This is a genomic window from Paenibacillus tritici (genome assembly GCF_018207515.1).
In the GTDB taxonomy this organism is placed as follows: domain Bacteria; phylum Bacillota; class Bacilli; order Paenibacillales; family Paenibacillaceae; genus Paenibacillus_AQ; species Paenibacillus_AQ tritici.
Genome location: NZ_CP073365.1, coordinates 5,038,803 through 5,054,594 on the forward strand (window position 1 = coordinate 5,038,803; position 15,792 = coordinate 5,054,594).

Annotated in this window: 15 protein-coding genes; 2 read left to right on the forward strand and 13 right to left on the reverse strand. The window is 51.8% G+C overall.

The window, feature by feature from the left end:
• Positions 1 to 135 precede the first annotated feature (135 nt).
• The 6 genes from KDC22_RS21920 to KDC22_RS21945 all read right to left on the reverse strand — a co-directional run bounded on the left by KDC22_RS21920 (position 136) and on the right by KDC22_RS21945 (position 7,236).
• Entirely contained in the window at positions 136 to 477 is a 342-nt protein-coding gene (locus tag KDC22_RS21920; protein WP_211720304.1) for an alpha/beta hydrolase, read from the reverse strand.
• Between the two features lie 49 nt (positions 478 to 526).
• On the reverse strand, positions 527 to 1,036 hold the full coding sequence (locus KDC22_RS21925; protein ID WP_211720305.1) for a GNAT family N-acetyltransferase: 510 nt from the start codon (positions 1,034 to 1,036) through the stop codon (positions 527 to 529).
• Positions 1,037 to 1,076: 40 nt separating this feature from the next.
• Positions 1,077 to 1,877 carry an alpha/beta hydrolase gene (locus KDC22_RS21930; protein ID WP_173130166.1) on the reverse strand — a complete coding sequence of 267 codons (801 nt, stop codon included), beginning with the start codon at positions 1,875 to 1,877 and terminating at the stop codon, positions 1,077 to 1,079.
• An 80-nt stretch (positions 1,878 to 1,957) separates the two neighbouring features.
• Positions 1,958 to 2,587 carry a beta-phosphoglucomutase gene (pgmB, locus tag KDC22_RS21935; RefSeq protein ID WP_211720306.1) on the reverse strand — a complete coding sequence of 210 codons (630 nt, stop codon included), beginning with the start codon at positions 2,585 to 2,587 and terminating at the stop codon, positions 1,958 to 1,960.
• A 3-nt stretch (positions 2,588 to 2,590) separates the two neighbouring features.
• Positions 2,591 to 4,933, reverse strand: a complete 2,343-nt coding sequence (locus tag KDC22_RS21940; RefSeq protein WP_211720307.1) for a glycosyl hydrolase family 65 domain-containing protein — start codon at positions 4,931 to 4,933, stop codon at positions 2,591 to 2,593.
• Positions 4,933 to 7,236 (reverse strand): glycoside hydrolase family 65 protein, encoded by a 2,304-nt coding sequence (locus tag KDC22_RS21945; RefSeq protein WP_211720308.1) that lies wholly within the window; start codon positions 7,234 to 7,236, stop codon positions 4,933 to 4,935. The genes KDC22_RS21940 and KDC22_RS21945 overlap by 1 nt, the downstream gene beginning before the upstream one ends.
• A gap of 414 nt (positions 7,237 to 7,650) precedes the next feature.
• Between KDC22_RS21945 and KDC22_RS21950 the strand changes: the two genes are divergently transcribed.
• Entirely contained in the window at positions 7,651 to 8,370 is a 720-nt protein-coding gene (locus KDC22_RS21950; RefSeq protein WP_216857174.1) for a Crp/Fnr family transcriptional regulator, read from the forward strand.
• Positions 8,371 to 8,507: 137 nt separating this feature from the next.
• Here KDC22_RS21950 and KDC22_RS21955 read toward each other — a convergent pair whose 3' ends face one another.
• From KDC22_RS21955 to KDC22_RS21980, 6 genes are all read right to left on the reverse strand, one after another.
• A complete protein-coding gene (locus KDC22_RS21955) occupies positions 8,508 to 8,990 on the reverse strand; it encodes an NUDIX hydrolase (RefSeq protein ID WP_173129685.1) in 483 nt (160 codons plus the stop codon).
• A 43-nt stretch (positions 8,991 to 9,033) separates the two neighbouring features.
• Positions 9,034 to 9,654 carry an NAD(P)-dependent oxidoreductase gene (locus KDC22_RS21960; RefSeq protein WP_173129688.1) on the reverse strand — a complete coding sequence of 207 codons (621 nt, stop codon included), beginning with the start codon at positions 9,652 to 9,654 and terminating at the stop codon, positions 9,034 to 9,036.
• A gap of 99 nt (positions 9,655 to 9,753) precedes the next feature.
• Entirely contained in the window at positions 9,754 to 10,572 is an 819-nt protein-coding gene (locus KDC22_RS21965) for a formate/nitrite transporter family protein (protein WP_173129691.1), read from the reverse strand.
• A gap of 24 nt (positions 10,573 to 10,596) precedes the next feature.
• A complete protein-coding gene (nirD, locus tag KDC22_RS21970) occupies positions 10,597 to 10,938 on the reverse strand; it encodes a nitrite reductase small subunit NirD (RefSeq protein ID WP_173129695.1) in 342 nt (113 codons plus the stop codon).
• A gap of 26 nt (positions 10,939 to 10,964) precedes the next feature.
• Positions 10,965 to 13,391, reverse strand: a complete 2,427-nt coding sequence (gene nirB, locus KDC22_RS21975; protein WP_173129698.1) for a nitrite reductase large subunit NirB — start codon at positions 13,389 to 13,391, stop codon at positions 10,965 to 10,967.
• A 256-nt stretch (positions 13,392 to 13,647) separates the two neighbouring features.
• Positions 13,648 to 14,334, reverse strand: a complete 687-nt coding sequence (locus KDC22_RS21980) for a hypothetical protein (protein ID WP_211720309.1) — start codon at positions 14,332 to 14,334, stop codon at positions 13,648 to 13,650.
• A 365-nt stretch (positions 14,335 to 14,699) separates the two neighbouring features.
• On the opposite strand from KDC22_RS21980, the gene KDC22_RS33480 reads away from it, so the two are divergent.
• Positions 14,700 to 14,750 carry a putative holin-like toxin gene (locus tag KDC22_RS33480; RefSeq protein WP_233277556.1) on the forward strand — a complete coding sequence of 17 codons (51 nt, stop codon included), beginning with the start codon at positions 14,700 to 14,702 and terminating at the stop codon, positions 14,748 to 14,750.
• Positions 14,751 to 14,920: 170 nt separating this feature from the next.
• On the opposite strand, the gene ric is transcribed toward KDC22_RS33480, so the two are convergent.
• Positions 14,921 to 15,616, reverse strand: coding sequence for an iron-sulfur cluster repair di-iron protein (gene ric, locus KDC22_RS21985; RefSeq protein WP_211724136.1), 696 nt, complete (start codon positions 15,614 to 15,616; stop codon positions 14,921 to 14,923).
• Between the last annotated feature and the right edge of the window lie 176 nt (positions 15,617 to 15,792).

The window sequence follows — 15,792 nt, forward strand, 5'->3', positions numbered from 1 at the left end:
ATTTCAAAGTTCTTTATGTCCGTTTGTATGGAGTTTCACCATTGCATCAGCCATAAAATAAAACCAGCCAACACACGAACATACCGTGTTAGACTGGTTTTTACTGAATAGTACTTATAGCTGGCGTTCCTGCTTCTAGAGTTCATCCTCTATCCTTCTCAAAAAAGCAAGCACAGCCACAATCATCTGCTCCAGCCCCTGTGGTTCAATCGGAAAATGGCCTGCGCCTTCTAGAATCACAACTTCTTTTCTGCTTTTGAGATGATCGTAAAACGGTTTACTGAAGCGGTAAGGAGTCATGGGGTCTAATTGAGGATGAACGAGCAATACCGGACAACCCTCAAAATTCTGAGGCTGAATGACCGGTTTCATATTCAAAAACGTTCTTAGTAAGCGTAAAGGAATAGATGTGCCTGCTGCATGGGGATCATTCATAATGAGTCTGGTCAGCTCGGCGTTGTTCGTAATCCATTTCATCCGATTGATTATAGGAAGAATCCTTGTTCATGAATAAGCTGTTCCTCTCTCACGTGACCGGGATTTCTTTTTCCATAATGTAATCATCCATGACGAAGCCGTTCCCGATATCCGCCACTTGTTCCCTAAGGGTCCGAAAGCCTTTTCTTGTATAGACCGCAATACTGGATTCATTATCACGATTGACCGTTAGCCAAATATGAGTCAGGTTCCGCTCCTGGCACAGCTTCTCCAGGAAGGCCAGTGCTTGACTGGCATAGCTGCGGCCCCTGTGCTCCTTGCCTATATAGAACTTGCTAAGGAAGAGCTTCCCTTCGTCTTGTCTGGCCGACAGATACCCCACCGTGGAGCCTTCCCCATTATGGATTAAGTAATATTCGTAACCCTGATCATGGATCTGCTGCGTAATCGCTGGAACCGACTGGTACTTGCCAAGCATATACTCGATCTGCTGAGAAGTAATAAGGGTGATATAATATTCGCGCCATATCTGTGCCGCTAACTGGGCAACCTCAGCAGTTTCTTCCGCTGAATGCACACGTAGAAATCTAAGCTTCATAATATGTACCTCCTTTGGGCGCGGACATAGCAGCCGATGCTCATGCTCTGGTGTAACCGTTCAATTGCAGCCAGGAGGCGCAGGCATCTGTCCAGGTCCGGGTATGAGGCTCTTCGGTGCCAAGCCCAATCCCATGTACGCCATGCGCATAAATGTGCAGATCGAACGGAACACGGTGACGGCTCAGCCCTGCGGCGAACAGCAGGCTGTTCTCTACGGGAACAGAAGCGTCATCCGAGGTATGCCAGAGGAATGTCGGCGGAGTCTCTGCGTTCACCTGGAACTCACTGCTGAGCCGCAGCGGCAATTGCTCATCCGGGGTAGCTCCCAGCAGGTTCTCCTTCGAGCCCTGATGCGTTATCCCTTCGGTCATCGAGATGACCGGATAGCACAGGATCAGGCGGTCCGGACGGCTTGACAGCCTCTCCAGCGGCTCCGGATGATCGGGATTTCCCAGATCATATAATACCCCGGCTGTCGAAGCCAGATGTCCGCCGGCAGAGAAGCCCAGAATGCCGAGACGGTCCGGGTCAATGCCGTATTCGTCCGCCCGGAAGCGGATCGTGCGCAGCGCCCGCTTCGCGTCCTCCAGCGCACTGGGGTATTGGTAAGGTGCTACACGATAGCGCAGCACGAATGCTGAGATTCCCAGAGTATTGAGCCACTGTGCAACCGGGCCGCCCTCGTGATCAGCCCGCATCGCATACCCTCCTCCCGGACATACCAGCACAGCAGCGTTCTGCTTGCCGCCCACCAGATAAGGTGTAATCGCAGGCTGGTCTTCTTCACTGTCTCCAAGCGCTCCAGGCGCACCTTCCGGCCATAACAACAACGTTTCCATCATCATCCCTCATGCTTTCCTTCTATAATAGAATAGATAATAGAGGACAATAGCTCCTCAAGGGCCATTCTATCAAGGTCTTACAGTTCATGCAATCCGGAGATTACCAGATCAGCATCCTTCAGCACTTCAGGCTTACCGATGCCGACGACCTGCATTCCTGCAGCCTTGCCGGCGGCGACTCCGGCCTCGGCATCCTCGAATACCACGCAGTCCTCCGGCTGAAGCCCCAGCTCCCGGCAGGCGGTCTGGAACACCTCAGGGTCCGGCTTCGCCCGGGCTACCTTATTGCCGTCAACAACAGCGTCGAACAGCCCGGCGATATTCAGTTTATCCAGGATAAATCCGGCATTCTTACTGGCGGAACCGAGGGCAATAGCCACACCCCGTGCTCTGAGTCCGCTCAGGTAAGCTCTGACGCCGGGCAGCAGCTCCGATTCATCCAGAGACGAGATGTACTCTACATAGAGACGGTTCTTCTTATCTGCCATTGCAAGCTTCTCCGCTTCATTGAATTCCCGGCCGCTGATCGCTAGCAGAATATCCAGGGATCTCATCCGGCTGACCCCCTTGAGCCGTTCATTGTGTTCTTCCGTGAACTGGAATCCAAGCTCTCCGGCAAGCGAACGCCAGGCCAGATAGTGATACTTCGCAGTATCAACAATTACACCGTCCAGATCAAAAATAGCACCCTTCATATGCTCCAGCATCTTTTATATGTCCTCCTCCCAAAATACAACAATCCGCAGCTCCATCCCCGGCAGGCACAGCTCAGGTGCGCCGCCGAATCCGGCGAAGGCTACCGCTTCACTGTTGCCTGGCGCTGCCGTAACCACGATCGCTTCCCGGCCAATCTCCAGCCGGAAGCTGCTGCCGCGCAGCACAAGCGGCACCTGGACAGACTTCCACGCCTTCGGCAGTGCCGGATTCAAGGTAACCGTCCCCCCGTCATATTGCACACCTGCGAAGCCAAGGACCGCGGCCATCCATGCACCCCCATTCGCCGCCGGATGAGTCCCGCCAATATAGAGGTCACCGACATATTGCTTCGATTCACCGGTAAGATCTACCGTGGCTGTGCGCATGAAATACGGATATCCCCAGTCCGGTATGCCGATGTCCGCTGCGGTAAGGGCGTAGATACACGCGCTTAAGCTGGAGCCGTGCTCGGTGCGCGGCTCATAGAATTCCCAGTTGGCCTGTTTCACTTCCCGGCTGAACTTCCCTTTGAACAGATTCAGCATCAGCACGACATCCGCCTGCTTCAGTATTCTGGTAGTGGTCGCCAGCCCGTTGCCCCCGCCCCAGTATTCATGAGGGTGGATGACCCTTGATTTCAGCTCAGCCAGTGTTACCTCCTCCAGCTTGAAATAGCGGTCAAATTGTTCGATCAGCAGGCTGTCCGGGTCCGGCTGCGGAACATACAACTGCTCCAGCATCTCTGTGAATTCAGCCAGGAACGGCCCGCCTGCAAACGATTCAGCCAGCTCCGCATACACAGCGGGATAGTTGTCCTCCAGCAGCTCCGCTGCCCGCAGGGCAATCTCCAGGGCTTCCTGCACCAGGGCATTCGTGAAGGCATTATTGTTCACCCGCTCATGATATTCATCCGGTCCGGTGACATCCAGAAGCTCATAACGTTTTTTCAGCGGATTATAGTAAGCATAGGAGTAGTAAAAGCGTGCGCACTCCCAGATCACCTCTGCCCCGCCGTCCGCCAGTATACTGTTATCCCCCGTGAACTTGATATACTCCCAGATCCCGTGCACAACATCTGCACTGATATGAATCTGCTTATCCCGGAAATAGGTCCGCATCGGACGTCCGGTAAATACATCGTTCACATTGAACAGCGTGCAGGCATCGTCACCCGAATCCTGGCTCTCCCAGGCATAAAATGCGCCCGTATATCCATACTCCGCCGCCTTCCGGCGGGCACCGTCCAGCGTATGGATGCGGTACATCATCAGATTGCGGGCGATGCCGGGATCACTGTGCAGGAAGAACGGCAGCATGAACATTTCCGTATCCCAGAATACCGCGCCTTTATAGACCTGGCCGGACAGACCGCGGGCCGGAATGGATACCTTCTCCGACATCGTAGGTGCAATGATCAGCAGCTGATAAATACTATACCGCAGCGCGAGCTGCGCCTCTTCATCTCCCACAATCACACAATCGCTGCGTGACCATCTCTCCTCCCACTTCTGCCGGTGAGCCTCCAACAGTCCGGCATATCCCTCCCCGGCTGCACTCCTGACTGTTGACACCGCCGCTTCCCCGGGGTCGCCTTCCGCATCAAGACCCGTGAATACAGCCACATATTTGATCCACTCATAGGTCTCACCCGCCTTGGCGTCAAAAGAAAGATGACGAAGCGCCAGCTCTGGGTCCGTATCTGTATTTACTCCCATGCGTATGTCCATGTTATTATCCGTGCCGGTATCCGTTACCCGTTCCGCTAAGCCGAACTCAGCAAGCTCCGCGACCGCCACCGGCAGCCGCAGCTCACCGGTAACCGCCGTTGACAGCAGCGCCCCGCTGACGGACTGTATCCGCTGCTCCAGCAGATGGGGGCCGTTGATATCCCACACTCTACTATCCATTCCTGTCTTAATCTCAACCCGGCAATCTACAGTGCTGTGAACCGTCCATTTGGCAGCCAGCACATGCAGCTGATCCATACTGACGAACCGTTCGGCAGTCAGAGTCAGCCTCCCGCCTTCACGGGTACTGAACACCGTCTCCCTCCGGTGGACTGCTGAGCGGAGATCCAGACTCTGGGTATGAGCCAGCGGTTCTGTCTCCAGCACACTAAGTACTTCTCCATCACAGCTGATGACCGTGTACAGTCCATTGGGAGCGTTCACCGGCTCGCGCCACTTGTCACCCGACCTGTCATATACCCCGGCCAGAGTAACGGCCGTAAGCTGCTCCTTGCCGTATTCCTCAAGCACTCCCCGGAAGCCCATATATCCGTTGCCGGTCATATATTTGTTGCCGTTGGTCGTGATCCTGTCAGACTCGAAGCTGTGCTCGCTTACTATCCAGTTCATCACGCCATCATCCCTTCACCCAGCGGAAGCTCAGTACCGGCTTCGTCCACTATCACCGGCTGATCATAGATCAGAACTTCCGTGCGTCCGCCATCGACAGCTCTGAAGCCCACCGAGTCTTTATTCACCGTGATGCCCAGCAGTACCCCCTCGTACCTCACCTGGAAGCTGTAAGAGGTCCATTGCCGGGGCAGCGTTGGTCGGAAGGATAGACAGGGGCCATCGGAACGCATGCCGCCGAAGCCGTACACAATGTTCATCCAGGCTGCGGCGATCGAAGTGGTATGCAGCCCTTCTCTGGTGTTGCGGTTATAGTTATCCAGATCCAGCCGGGTGGCGAACTCGAAGAATTGGTAGGCTTCCTCCGGCTTACCGATTTCACAGGCCAGAATCGAGTGAATGGATGGCGAGAGCGAGGACTCATGAATACATCTGGATTCATAATATTCGTAATTCGCCAGCTTGGCTTCTCTGGAGAACTCCCCGTTATACAGGAACATGAACATCAGCACATCCGGCTGCTTGATCATATCGTAACGGTACAGGCGGTCGTATGACCAATTGGAGTATAACGGGAATTCGGTGACTGGAATCGAATGAATGTCAATATGCGGCATATCAAAAAATCCGTCATGCTCCTCATACACGCCGCTCTCCGTGTCCAGCGGAATCTTCATGTGTTCGCGTTTATTGTCCCAATCGGCCAATTCCTCATCACGGAGCGCGGTTGCGGCAGCGACGGCGGCATACTCATCCGGCACCTTCTGCTTCATCTCGGCAACCGTATCCAGTGTGAATTCAAACAACTTTTTCGCCATCAGATTGATATAGCAGTTATTGTTGACCATCAGCTGGAATTCGTCAGGTCCCATTACGCCAAAATATCCGTATTTCCCGCTGCGTTGTCCCCACTGGCCGCGGGAGGCGTAGAAACGGCTGATCTGAATCAGCATCTCGGCCCCTTTGCTGTAGAGGAATTCCCGGTCGCCCGTATTCTTCACATAATGCCATATGCCGTAGGAGACTGCCGTCCCGACATGAAGCTGAAGGTTGGAGTGCTGCCACAGGTCACAGCTCTCCGTCCCGTCAATCGTAGCAATCGGATAGAAGGCGCCTTCGCAGTCTACCTCCTTCCCGCGCTGCACCGCCTCCGGCAAAGTCTTGTAGCGGAATTCCAGCAGACTGCGGGCAGCCTTGGGATTATTGAACAGATAGAACGGCAGACAGTAAGACTCCGTATCCCAGAAAGCAAGCCCCCGGTAGGCTTCCCCCGTTAATCCTTTGGCACCGATGTTGTAACCGGGATGATCCCCGTGATAGGTCTGAACTAACTGAAAGATACAAAAGCGGATGCCCTGCTGATTCTCAGGGTCTCCTTCAATGGTGATATCGCTGGTGGCCCAGATGCTGCTCCAATAAGAGGCTTGATCGGCGAACACCTCATGCTCCTCCAGCCGGTCAGCCGTTGCTGCAAGCTCCATCCCTTCTGTCCAGAGACCCTCCTCTGTCCGTGACGCACTGCTGTCAGCCACGTGGACTGCGAGCTTAGTGAACGAAGCAGGCTCTCCCTGAGACAGGTCAAGCGAGAATGTCCGGCCGATGAACCGTTCACGCTCCACAAGCTCTGTATTTACAGGCTGGGAGGACTTAAGCACAAACCCCGAGAACAGCTTATTCCTGGTGGTCAGCGTACCTGCCATAATAGCCGTAACTGCCCCTTCTCCGCCGCTGCGCAGCCGCTTCCACATGCTCTGGCCGCGTTCCTCATGAACCATCCCGAAATCAAGACCCGTGCAAATATCCACAGTGCCCGTGAAGTTAAGCGGCTCGAAGGTGACCTGCTGTAGCCCCAAATGAGACATCGTCATACTGACCAGCCGGGTGAAGCTGACCTTTAGCTTTTTGCCGCCCGCCAGATGCCAGATGAATTCCCTCTTATAGGTTCCGGTCCGCAGGTCCAGTCTGCGGGTATAGTCCTTAACGTTGCTGCGGGCCAGATCCAGTGATTCACCATCCACCGCTATCCGGGTATACAGCCAGTCCACCGCATTGACCATATAACGCAGCGACCGGATGATCCCCTTGTAGTGGTTGCCTACCTCCATCTCTTCATTCAAGCCGTTGAAATAGCTGCCCGGCAGCGAATCCCCGCTATAGCCCTCGTCCGCATACCCCCGTACCCCCATATACTCGTTGCCCAGTGAAAAAATCGATTCCGAAGTCCGGTTGCGTTCCGGATCAAAGCCTTCTTCAATAATTGCCCATGGATCGACCTTCAGATATTTATCAGCTACTTTTGCCATTTACGAACTCTCCTTCCCTAAGGGAATGCTCCGCCCGTCCCGCCGTTTGTCCACGGAAGCACAGACGCTCAGTTTCAGAGTATCTCTAAGCTCCTTCTGGACCAAGGTCTGTGCGTAAGAGAGTTATGTGTATTTTTACGGAATGCGGAAATCTGTGACCAACGCAAAAAAGCCGCTTGCTCCCAGGATCTATCCGGATTAGGAGACAGCTGCTATAATATTCTGTAAAACAGGGGAATTGAACCCGTTCTGGGGCGAAAATACACCAACTCTCACACAAATGAAGTGAAAATTATCACAATGTTAAAAATTCGACACTTTTGACGGGAAAATATTTACCCATAATGAGGAATTTCAAGGTATAATTAATTTAAAATTTACTGAAAAACTGAGGGAATAAAGGGGATGTCGATTATGATAAAGGAACATTATAATGTTATCGAAGCCCGCGGCAATACAAACTGTTTCTCCGAACAGAACTTTAACCGGCTTTTGGTCACAATGAAGGAACGCATGGTCCCAGAGGGTTCTCACCTGTTTTGGGAAGGCGACTTTTCGGATAAATTGTTTTATATCAAACGTGGACGAGTGAAATTAACCAAATCAACAGACGAAGGCAAAGAACTGATTCTGTATATGTATCAGGCAGGTGACATGGTAGGCCAGGCAGACCCGTTCTTCAGCACGAAGCATAGCTTCACAGCAGAAGTTATTGAGGAAAGTGAGGTTGGCGTTATCGAGCAGAAGGATCTTGAGATTCTGATCTGCCAGCACTGCGACTTCGCGATCGACTTCATGAAATGGATGGGCATTCATCACCGTCTCACACAGACGAAATTCCGCGACCTTATGATGTACGGCAAACCGGGTGCACTCTGCTCCACACTGATCCGTCTGGGCAATACGTATGGCGAGAAGACCGGCGACAGCATTCTCATCAACAAAAAAATCACCCACACTGATCTCTCCAACATGATCGGCGCTACCCGTGAGAGCGTCAACCGCATGCTGAGTGATCTGCGTAAAAAAGACGCGGTAGAGTATGAGAATGGCATGATTGTCATCAAGGATCTCGCGATGCTTCAGGAAATCTGCCATTGCGAATTATGCCCGAATGAAATCTGCCGAATTTAATTTCCTATCAATAATACCCTCTATTCACCTCATTGAAACATATCTGACCCCATAAATTTAATAGAGTGGTCGAAGGCGCCCTGTCCGGCGTCTTTTTTTCTTGTCTGAAGATGAATTCACCGCTCTAGAGGCACATCCTATGTACCTTTTACTTCCCAATTATCATAATATTCTGGTGCTAAAGGCAGATCCTCACCCCTCAGGAACTTCGCAGCATATACGGCTAGCGGAGAAGCAGAATCTAGGGTTATTCTAGTGATATCCACCCATTCCGCCCCACGGGAATCCTGTTCTTCGAACATTGAAATAGCAACAGGCCCCTCTTTCCCGGTCAATTCAACCTGATATAGGGCTGTCAGATGGTGCATATGCGTAAAGTTATCTTCGTTATACCGGATAAAGAAATCGAAAGTGCCCAGGTTCTGTTGTACCTTTACTGTATAACCAGTCTCTTCGATGAACTCTCTGATCAATCCGTCAACCAGTGATTCACCAGCCTCCAGTCTTCCCCCCGGCAGATCGTATCTTCCGCTATACGGGCCTCTTCCTTTATGAATTACCAGCAGCTTGCCTTTACGCTGGCAAATTCCATATACGCCAAAATGGTTAAAGCTTTCCATCGCAGCCCTCTCCTCGGTTCATTTTCTGGATTGCTCCCCTTCATTAGTAAGCTATACCCACACGAGCTCTTATGAAATCGCTAGCTTCAACTTGACTATAGGTGAATTCCGCTGTATCTGCTACAGATATTTCAGTACCGCCTTGGGGTAGAATGTCTTGTCTCACCCGATAGGTTCCCAAGCGTTCTCCGTTCTGCAGAGCGGTTGGGCACACAATGGTCCAATTAAGGTTCGATCGCTCCAGCAAACGATAGGCTTGTTCATGTTCTTCTGCGGCACGGGTAGACCTGCGTTTAGATTCGCTGGATTGGTAACGCAGGAGTTCAGGCGAAAGCTCACTTTGGAGTATACCCGCAGTTCCTACGGTAATAATGCGCTCTATTCCTTCCTGATACATGGCTGCAATGATAAAAGGCATACTGTCTGAAAGCGTGGTTGTCCCATCGGTGTTCAATGCACTAATAACTACATCATTTCCCTGCACTGCCCGGGCGACATCTTCTTGATTAAGAACATTACCTTCGATGATCGTCAGGTTGGCATGGAGCGGCTGAACCTTCTCCGGCGTGCGGACCAACACTGTCACATGATGTCCATCCTGAAGAGCATGGGTAACAATGTGGCTTCCCACCCGGCCGGTGGCACCAAGAATCAATATATTCATATGAAAATAACCTCCTGGTAAGAATTATCCCTATTATAGCAGGGATAGAGCGACAAAAAGCCCCGCAGCCATATTCCGGCTGCGGGGCTTTTTGTGAATCTAGCTTATTTTCTTAGTCTGCATATTAGCAGATACGTTACGCGGAGTTCGCACAGGTGAGATCAGCCAGTAGGCCATGCCGACGAATACACCGCCGCCGATGATATTGCCTAGCGTAACAGGAATCATGTTGTGCAGCCAACCGGCGATGCTGACGGTCTCAGGATGATTCGGCAGCAGTACTGCCACGCTCAGCAGCGTCATGTTCGCTACACTGTGTTCATAGCCGCTTGCGATGAAGGCGAACAGACACCACCAGATCAGCACCAGCTTCGCCGCTTCACTCTTGGCGCGGGAGGACATCCAGAGCGCCAGGCAGACCAGCCAGTTACAGAGAATGCCGCGGAAGAACAGCTCCGAGAACGGCAGGCTCATCTTCTTGGCTGCTGCCGCGAAGATCAGATGCTCGGCAGGCGCTGCCTTGAAGAGACCCGATCCCTGAATCAGCAGGGCCAGAACTACTGCACCGGCTACATTACCGAGGAATACCAGGACCCAGTTCTTCACGGTGTCCCAGACCGTAGTTCTCCCGGCAAGCGTGCTTACCGTGAAGAACATATTATTTCCCGTGAACAGCTCTGAGCCTGCGAATACAACCAGGGTTAGGGCAATCCCGAAGGATGCGCCCATTATCAGCGGCTGGAACGGTGACTTGATCGCAGCCAGCGGCGCCCCCAGCGAGAAGATCAGAATAATACCAATACCTACATAAGCTCCTGCCAGGAGTGCCGCCAAGAAATACTTGGGCAGGCTCTCATTCATCTTGTCGCGTTTGCCTACGGCTGTCTCAACGATATTCTCTACGCTCTGCGTAAACATATCAGCACCTGCTCTTCTTTAAATTTATAGCCTTGCTACTGCCGCAGGCAAAGTGACCTTGACGACTCCGCCATCCACGGCTACCGGATAGACTTCGGCCTGGCCCTGGTCCGGAGCCTGAACCTCTCCGGTGCGCAGATCGATTTTCCAATCATGCAACGGATCATACAAATAATAGCCTGATACTATCCCCTCAGCGAGCGGGCCGCCCTTGGGGTGGGGACTGTGGTTCTTAACGGCATATAAGGCGCCAGCCGATGTGCGGAATATGGCTAATTCCACCTCTCCTGCATTCACTACCCGGCCAATCTGGGGCATGAAATCTTCCACAGCTCCTACTGTATACTCCCGGTTACTCCGTTCCATTATGCTCTCTCCCTCTCCCCTTAAGACTATACCTGTGTCTGTTCAAACAACGCGGTGCGGGTGTTTTTGTCATCCAGCATTTTTTTCCATGGATCACTGACCTGTGCCAGGGCAAAATCTATACGTGCCGCCAGCTCCTTACGGTTGTCGTCACTGCCCATGACTACAGTCTGGATATGCTCCAGGCCCATACGCTCTACCCATTCAGAGGTTCTCTCCAGGTAATTCCCCGTTTCACGGTAATACTGGATGACCGCGGAGCAGACCTCAACCAGCTCTTCGTCGGTTTTCACCTTGCAGAAGGCATCCGCAATCCGCGGCTTAATCCCGCCGTTGCCGCCGATGAACACTTCCCAGCCGCCGTCATTGCCGACAATGCCGATATCCTTCGTGCAGGATTCCGCACAGTTGCGCGGACAGCCGTTCACCGCCATTTTGAACTTGGCCGGCATATCCAGCCGCTCATACTTACGCTCCAGCATAGCGCCCATGCCCATGGAATCCTGTGTGCCGAAGCGGCAGAACTGCGAACCTACACAGGTCTTCACCGTGCGCAGGGATTTCGCATAGCCATAGCCGGACGGCATATCCAGCTCCTCCCATACCTTCGGTACATCCTCTTTTTTGACACCTATCAGATCCAGGCGTTGACCGCCCGTCACCTTCACAACCTTCACATCATATTTCAGGGAAACATCGGCAATCCGTTTCAAATCCTCGGGAGTGGTAACCCCTCCGTACATCCGCGGGATAACCGTATACGTTCCGTCCTTCTGAATATTGGCGCTCATCCGTTCATTGACGAAGCGCGATTCCTTCTCGTCCTCATGGGTGTCCGGATAGATCATGCCCAGATAATAGTTCACCGCAGGACGGCATTTAGAACAGCCTTCCGCTTGCTTCCAGTCCAGCACATGCATCACTTCTTTGGTGGTTTTGAGGCCTTTGGCTGTAATCTCCGCTACAATCTCATCCCGGCTTAGCGGGGTACAGCTGCAGATGCCTTGCTTGGCGCTTTGCTGGAAGCTGTCTCCCAGAACGAACTGCAGAATCTGCTCAACCACAGGCTTACAGCCGCCGCAGGAGCGGGTTGCACCCGTACAAGCCTTAATCTCATCCACTGTAGTGAAGCCGTTCTCTGTAACTGCATCCACAATAGCCTTTTTGGTAACCCCGTTGCAGCCGCAGACGATTTCTTCATCGGCCATCGCTTCAACGGACATCCCCTTCTTGGCTCCGCCTCCGCCGCAGCAGCTGGTGCCCATAACCTCATCGTAGATCTCATTGGTCATCTCTGTGCCGTTTTTCACAAGCTTCTGCAGACTGGCAGATTCCGTAACATCACCGAACAGTACGGCACCGACAATTACATTATTTTTGAGCAAAATCTTCTTATACGTTCTCTTCCATTCATCCTTGGCAGAAATGACCGTATGCTCTGCTGTTTCGGTGAATTCTCCTGCCGAGAATACATCTACCCCGGAAATTTTGAGCTTGGTTGCAACGACCGAACCTTCATACCCTGGAGTCTGTACTCCCGATAAATGCTTGGCCAGAACCATGCCCTGCTCGAAAAGCGGTGCTACTAATCCGTAACAGGTGCCCCGGTGTTCTGTACATTCGCCGACGGAATACACATCAGCCATAGAGGTCCGCAGGTAATCGTCAACCACGATCCCGCGGTTAACCGTAATGCCGCTGTCCTTAGCAAGCTGAACGTTAGGTTTGATGCCGACGGCCATAACCACAAACTCTGCCGGCAGTTCACTGCCGTCACTGAAGCGCAGACCCGTAACCCGTTCATCGCCGGTCAGCTCAACAGTCTGTTTGCCCATGGCAAACTTCACACCCTGACGCGTAAGCTCTGCCTGCAGCATGGATGAAGCCGTGCGGTCCAGCTGCCGCTCCATCAGATCCTCCAGCAGATGCACAACGGTAACATCCATGCCCAGATTGACAAGACCCTTCGCTGCTTCCAGACCAAGCAGTCCTCCGCCGATCACAGCCGCCGTGCGGTACTGCTTCGCTGCTTCCAGCATAGCATCGCAATCCGCGATATCGCGGAAGCCGACGACCCCATCCTTGGTGCTGCCGGGTACGGGCAGAATGAAGGAATTCGAGCCTGTTGCAATAATGGCTTTGTCATAGGGAACAGCCATCCCTGTATCTGTAATAACCTGTTTGGAATTCTCATCAATACGGACAACTGTTGTTCCTGTATGCAGTGTAATGTGATTATCTTCATACCATCCGAGGTCATTCAGAATAATATCCTCAATGGTTTTACTGCCTTCAAGTACATAGGACAACATAATCCGGTTATAATTGGGATGCGGCTCACTGCCGAAGACTGTAATATCATAAGCCCCGCCCAGCTTTAGAATCTGCTCAATAGTGCCTACTCCCGCCATGCCATTGCCAATCAGCACTAACTTTTCTCTTTCCGCTGCCACTGGTAGACCCTCCTTCAGAAACTCTGGTTTCTACTAATACTTACCTCATAGTGAAATTATACTGCCCCAAATTCTATGGCAAGTGTGACCCCAGTCACACTAGATGTGAAATTTTTCACAACAAGTAAAAACGGCTTTTCCGGTTCTTTTAAAGGATAAGTTATCGTGTGCAACAACTAGATTTTTATATTTTAAAATAAGCAGATCTCTATGCCTTTTCGCACAGAAATCCGCTTATCCGCTACTCTCTATTCCATTATCTCAACACCAGAGCAATCTCCAGCTTGTCCTGCGGCTTCAGCTTCATGTCCACTCCATTTCCCAGCAGAGCTTTATCATTGACCTTCAGCCTCCATTCTTCACTGCTGAGCGGGGTATATTCCATTACAGTGAGTACCGTCCGGTTATCATCCGCAAGCTTAACCATTCCACTGTTCTTCATCAGTGCTCTTACTGACATATCCTCTACAAAGGGAAGAACATGAGAATGCGTCAGCTCAGGCTGCTCGCTCCCCCCGTTCACGGTAATGATGACAGGATAGAACACCGTTCCTATCGCAGCCGGCCTTGCCGCTATAACAATTGCTGCCCCCGGCTCTACGATCGTGTTCAATTCTTGAATGCTTTTGCCGTTCACCTGGATCTCCCAGCTCATACCCGGATCAAGTGCAACCTTATTCACCTCAAGAATACTGTGCCCGTCGGCTGCCAATCTAACAACGCCGCTCTTCTTGAACAGCTCTACTATTGAAATACCTTTAACATAGGCTTCGTTAAGCAGTCTGACAGAGCTTCCGGCTAATTCACTTTCACCCACCAGCACGGAAAAAGTTAATCCTTCGCCCCTGTTACTGCTCCCTGTATTCCCTGATCCGAAGCCGCAGCCGCTTGCCGTGGCAAGCAGGATAAGGCACAGCAACAAGCGCATCCATTTCGTGGACATTCCACGGCACCGCCTTCATATGTATTCTCCCTGACTGTTTAAGAATACCGCATAGGAGAAGGGTTCTCAAATTATTTCTGCTGGGATTGCCATGACTCCAGAGAATGTTTGCCTCCGGCCGCTGTTGCCACCAGATTTCATGATCAAACCGCTGTTAGCGGTAGAAATCCGGTGACTGCTGGTGCTTCCGAAGTGAGCATTCCTGCGGAAAGCTTGTAAATAACAATCTTCGGCATATTCTTCCATATTATTAGGTCTCATGCTATAATCGCAGAAGCAATAGAAGGCTTACAAGGGCGGTCGGCTAATCTCCCGGAAGGGAGGTGAGGCCAATGGAGGTTTATCAAGCGTTGTCATTGATGTTCATGTTTGGCATGTTCATTATTGCTCTGCTTAACTACCTCAACAAGAAATAGACCGCCCTGGTCCAAGGATGCGGTCTGTTTCTGCTAAACCATATTCCAAGCCTCCGCCCTTAAAAGCGGCTGTTGCAAACAGGGAGTCGTGTTGGTCGCACGGCTCTCTTTGCATTGTGCGCTGTTTCTGAATCGAGTATACCACAGTGACCGATGAATGTTAACCGGTTCTATTGATACCGCAGGAACAGGATGTTATTCTCCAGATGCACATGCTCGAAGGTCATGCCTTCCAGCTCCTCAAGGCGGGCATAGGTCAACCGGTAAGTCGTGCAGGCATGGGCAGGCGGTGTGTAATCATTCGTGACTCTGCGAAGCTCGCGCAGAATCTCACCGGCGCCGTCATGCTCTTCTTCCAGATTGTGCAGCAGTCCGCGCAGCTCAGCAAGTCCTTCTTCACTTGGATTCTGAGTGTAGGCCAGCATTTTAGGGAATTCGCTCTCTTCTTCCTTCGCCGTATGCTGCAGCAGCTCTTCACGCAGCAAGTTGAACAGACGATGCATCTCACCCAGATGCGGTGAATCATCTCCATGAACCCGGAAGACCTTGGTAACATTCTGGCTGATTAACGGAAGCTCTTCACGCAAGTAACGGTGATGCTTGTTCACGATATAATTCACCAGCTCCTCCGAGGAAGCTTCGTTCCAGGCCGTATCTTCTTCCAGCACCGGATGCTCATCCTGAAGCTTATTGAGATCCTGAACCATTGCTTCCGGGTCAAGCCCCTTCTCGGCAGCGGCTTCAGCCAGCGGCTTCGCACCTCCGCAGCAGAAATCAATCCGCTTAGCCTTGAAGTAATCTGCGGCCTTAGGGAACTGAAGGACAATATCCCTTACCATTGCTTCCGAAGTGAACCCCGATTGAATTGTTATATCGTTTAATTGATTGGACGCCATTGTTGGCCCCTCCTCATGTTTAGGTATAGGTTTTTTGTTGCTGATTACCTTTACACCTTAACACTGGCGGTAGGCCAAACTAGTGATTGTACGCACTGAATATAACAAATTTTAATGAACACAAATTTTCAACTCTCCGGGCAGAA

What these genes read in the sequence shown, in the direction of transcription:
- KDC22_RS21920 (WP_211720304.1), bottom strand. Translation starts at nt 477, where the DNA reads ATGAAATGGATTACGAACAACGCCGAGCTGACCAGACTCATTATGAAT.
- KDC22_RS21925 (WP_211720305.1), bottom strand. Translation starts at nt 1,036, where the DNA reads ATGAAGCTTAGATTTCTACGTGTGCATTCAGCGGAAGAAACTGCTGAG.
- KDC22_RS21930 (WP_173130166.1), bottom strand. Translation starts at nt 1,877, where the DNA reads ATGGAAACGTTGTTGTTATGGCCGGAAGGTGCGCCTGGAGCGCTTGGA.
- pgmB (WP_211720306.1), bottom strand. Translation starts at nt 2,587, where the DNA reads ATGCTGGAGCATATGAAGGGTGCTATTTTTGATCTGGACGGTGTAATT.
- KDC22_RS21940 (WP_211720307.1), bottom strand. Translation starts at nt 4,933, where the DNA reads ATGAACTGGATAGTAAGCGAGCACAGCTTCGAGTCTGACAGGATCACG.
- KDC22_RS21945 (WP_211720308.1), bottom strand. Translation starts at nt 7,236, where the DNA reads ATGGCAAAAGTAGCTGATAAATATCTGAAGGTCGATCCATGGGCAATT.
- KDC22_RS21950 (WP_216857174.1), top strand. Translation starts at nt 7,651, where the DNA reads ATGATAAAGGAACATTATAATGTTATCGAAGCCCGCGGCAATACAAAC.
- KDC22_RS21955 (WP_173129685.1), bottom strand. Translation starts at nt 8,990, where the DNA reads ATGGAAAGCTTTAACCATTTTGGCGTATATGGAATTTGCCAGCGTAAA.
- KDC22_RS21960 (WP_173129688.1), bottom strand. Translation starts at nt 9,654, where the DNA reads ATGAATATATTGATTCTTGGTGCCACCGGCCGGGTGGGAAGCCACATT.
- KDC22_RS21965 (WP_173129691.1), bottom strand. Translation starts at nt 10,572, where the DNA reads ATGTTTACGCAGAGCGTAGAGAATATCGTTGAGACAGCCGTAGGCAAA.
- nirD (WP_173129695.1), bottom strand. Translation starts at nt 10,938, where the DNA reads ATGGAACGGAGTAACCGGGAGTATACAGTAGGAGCTGTGGAAGATTTC.
- KDC22_RS21980 (WP_211720309.1), bottom strand. Translation starts at nt 14,334, where the DNA reads ATGTCCACGAAATGGATGCGCTTGTTGCTGTGCCTTATCCTGCTTGCC.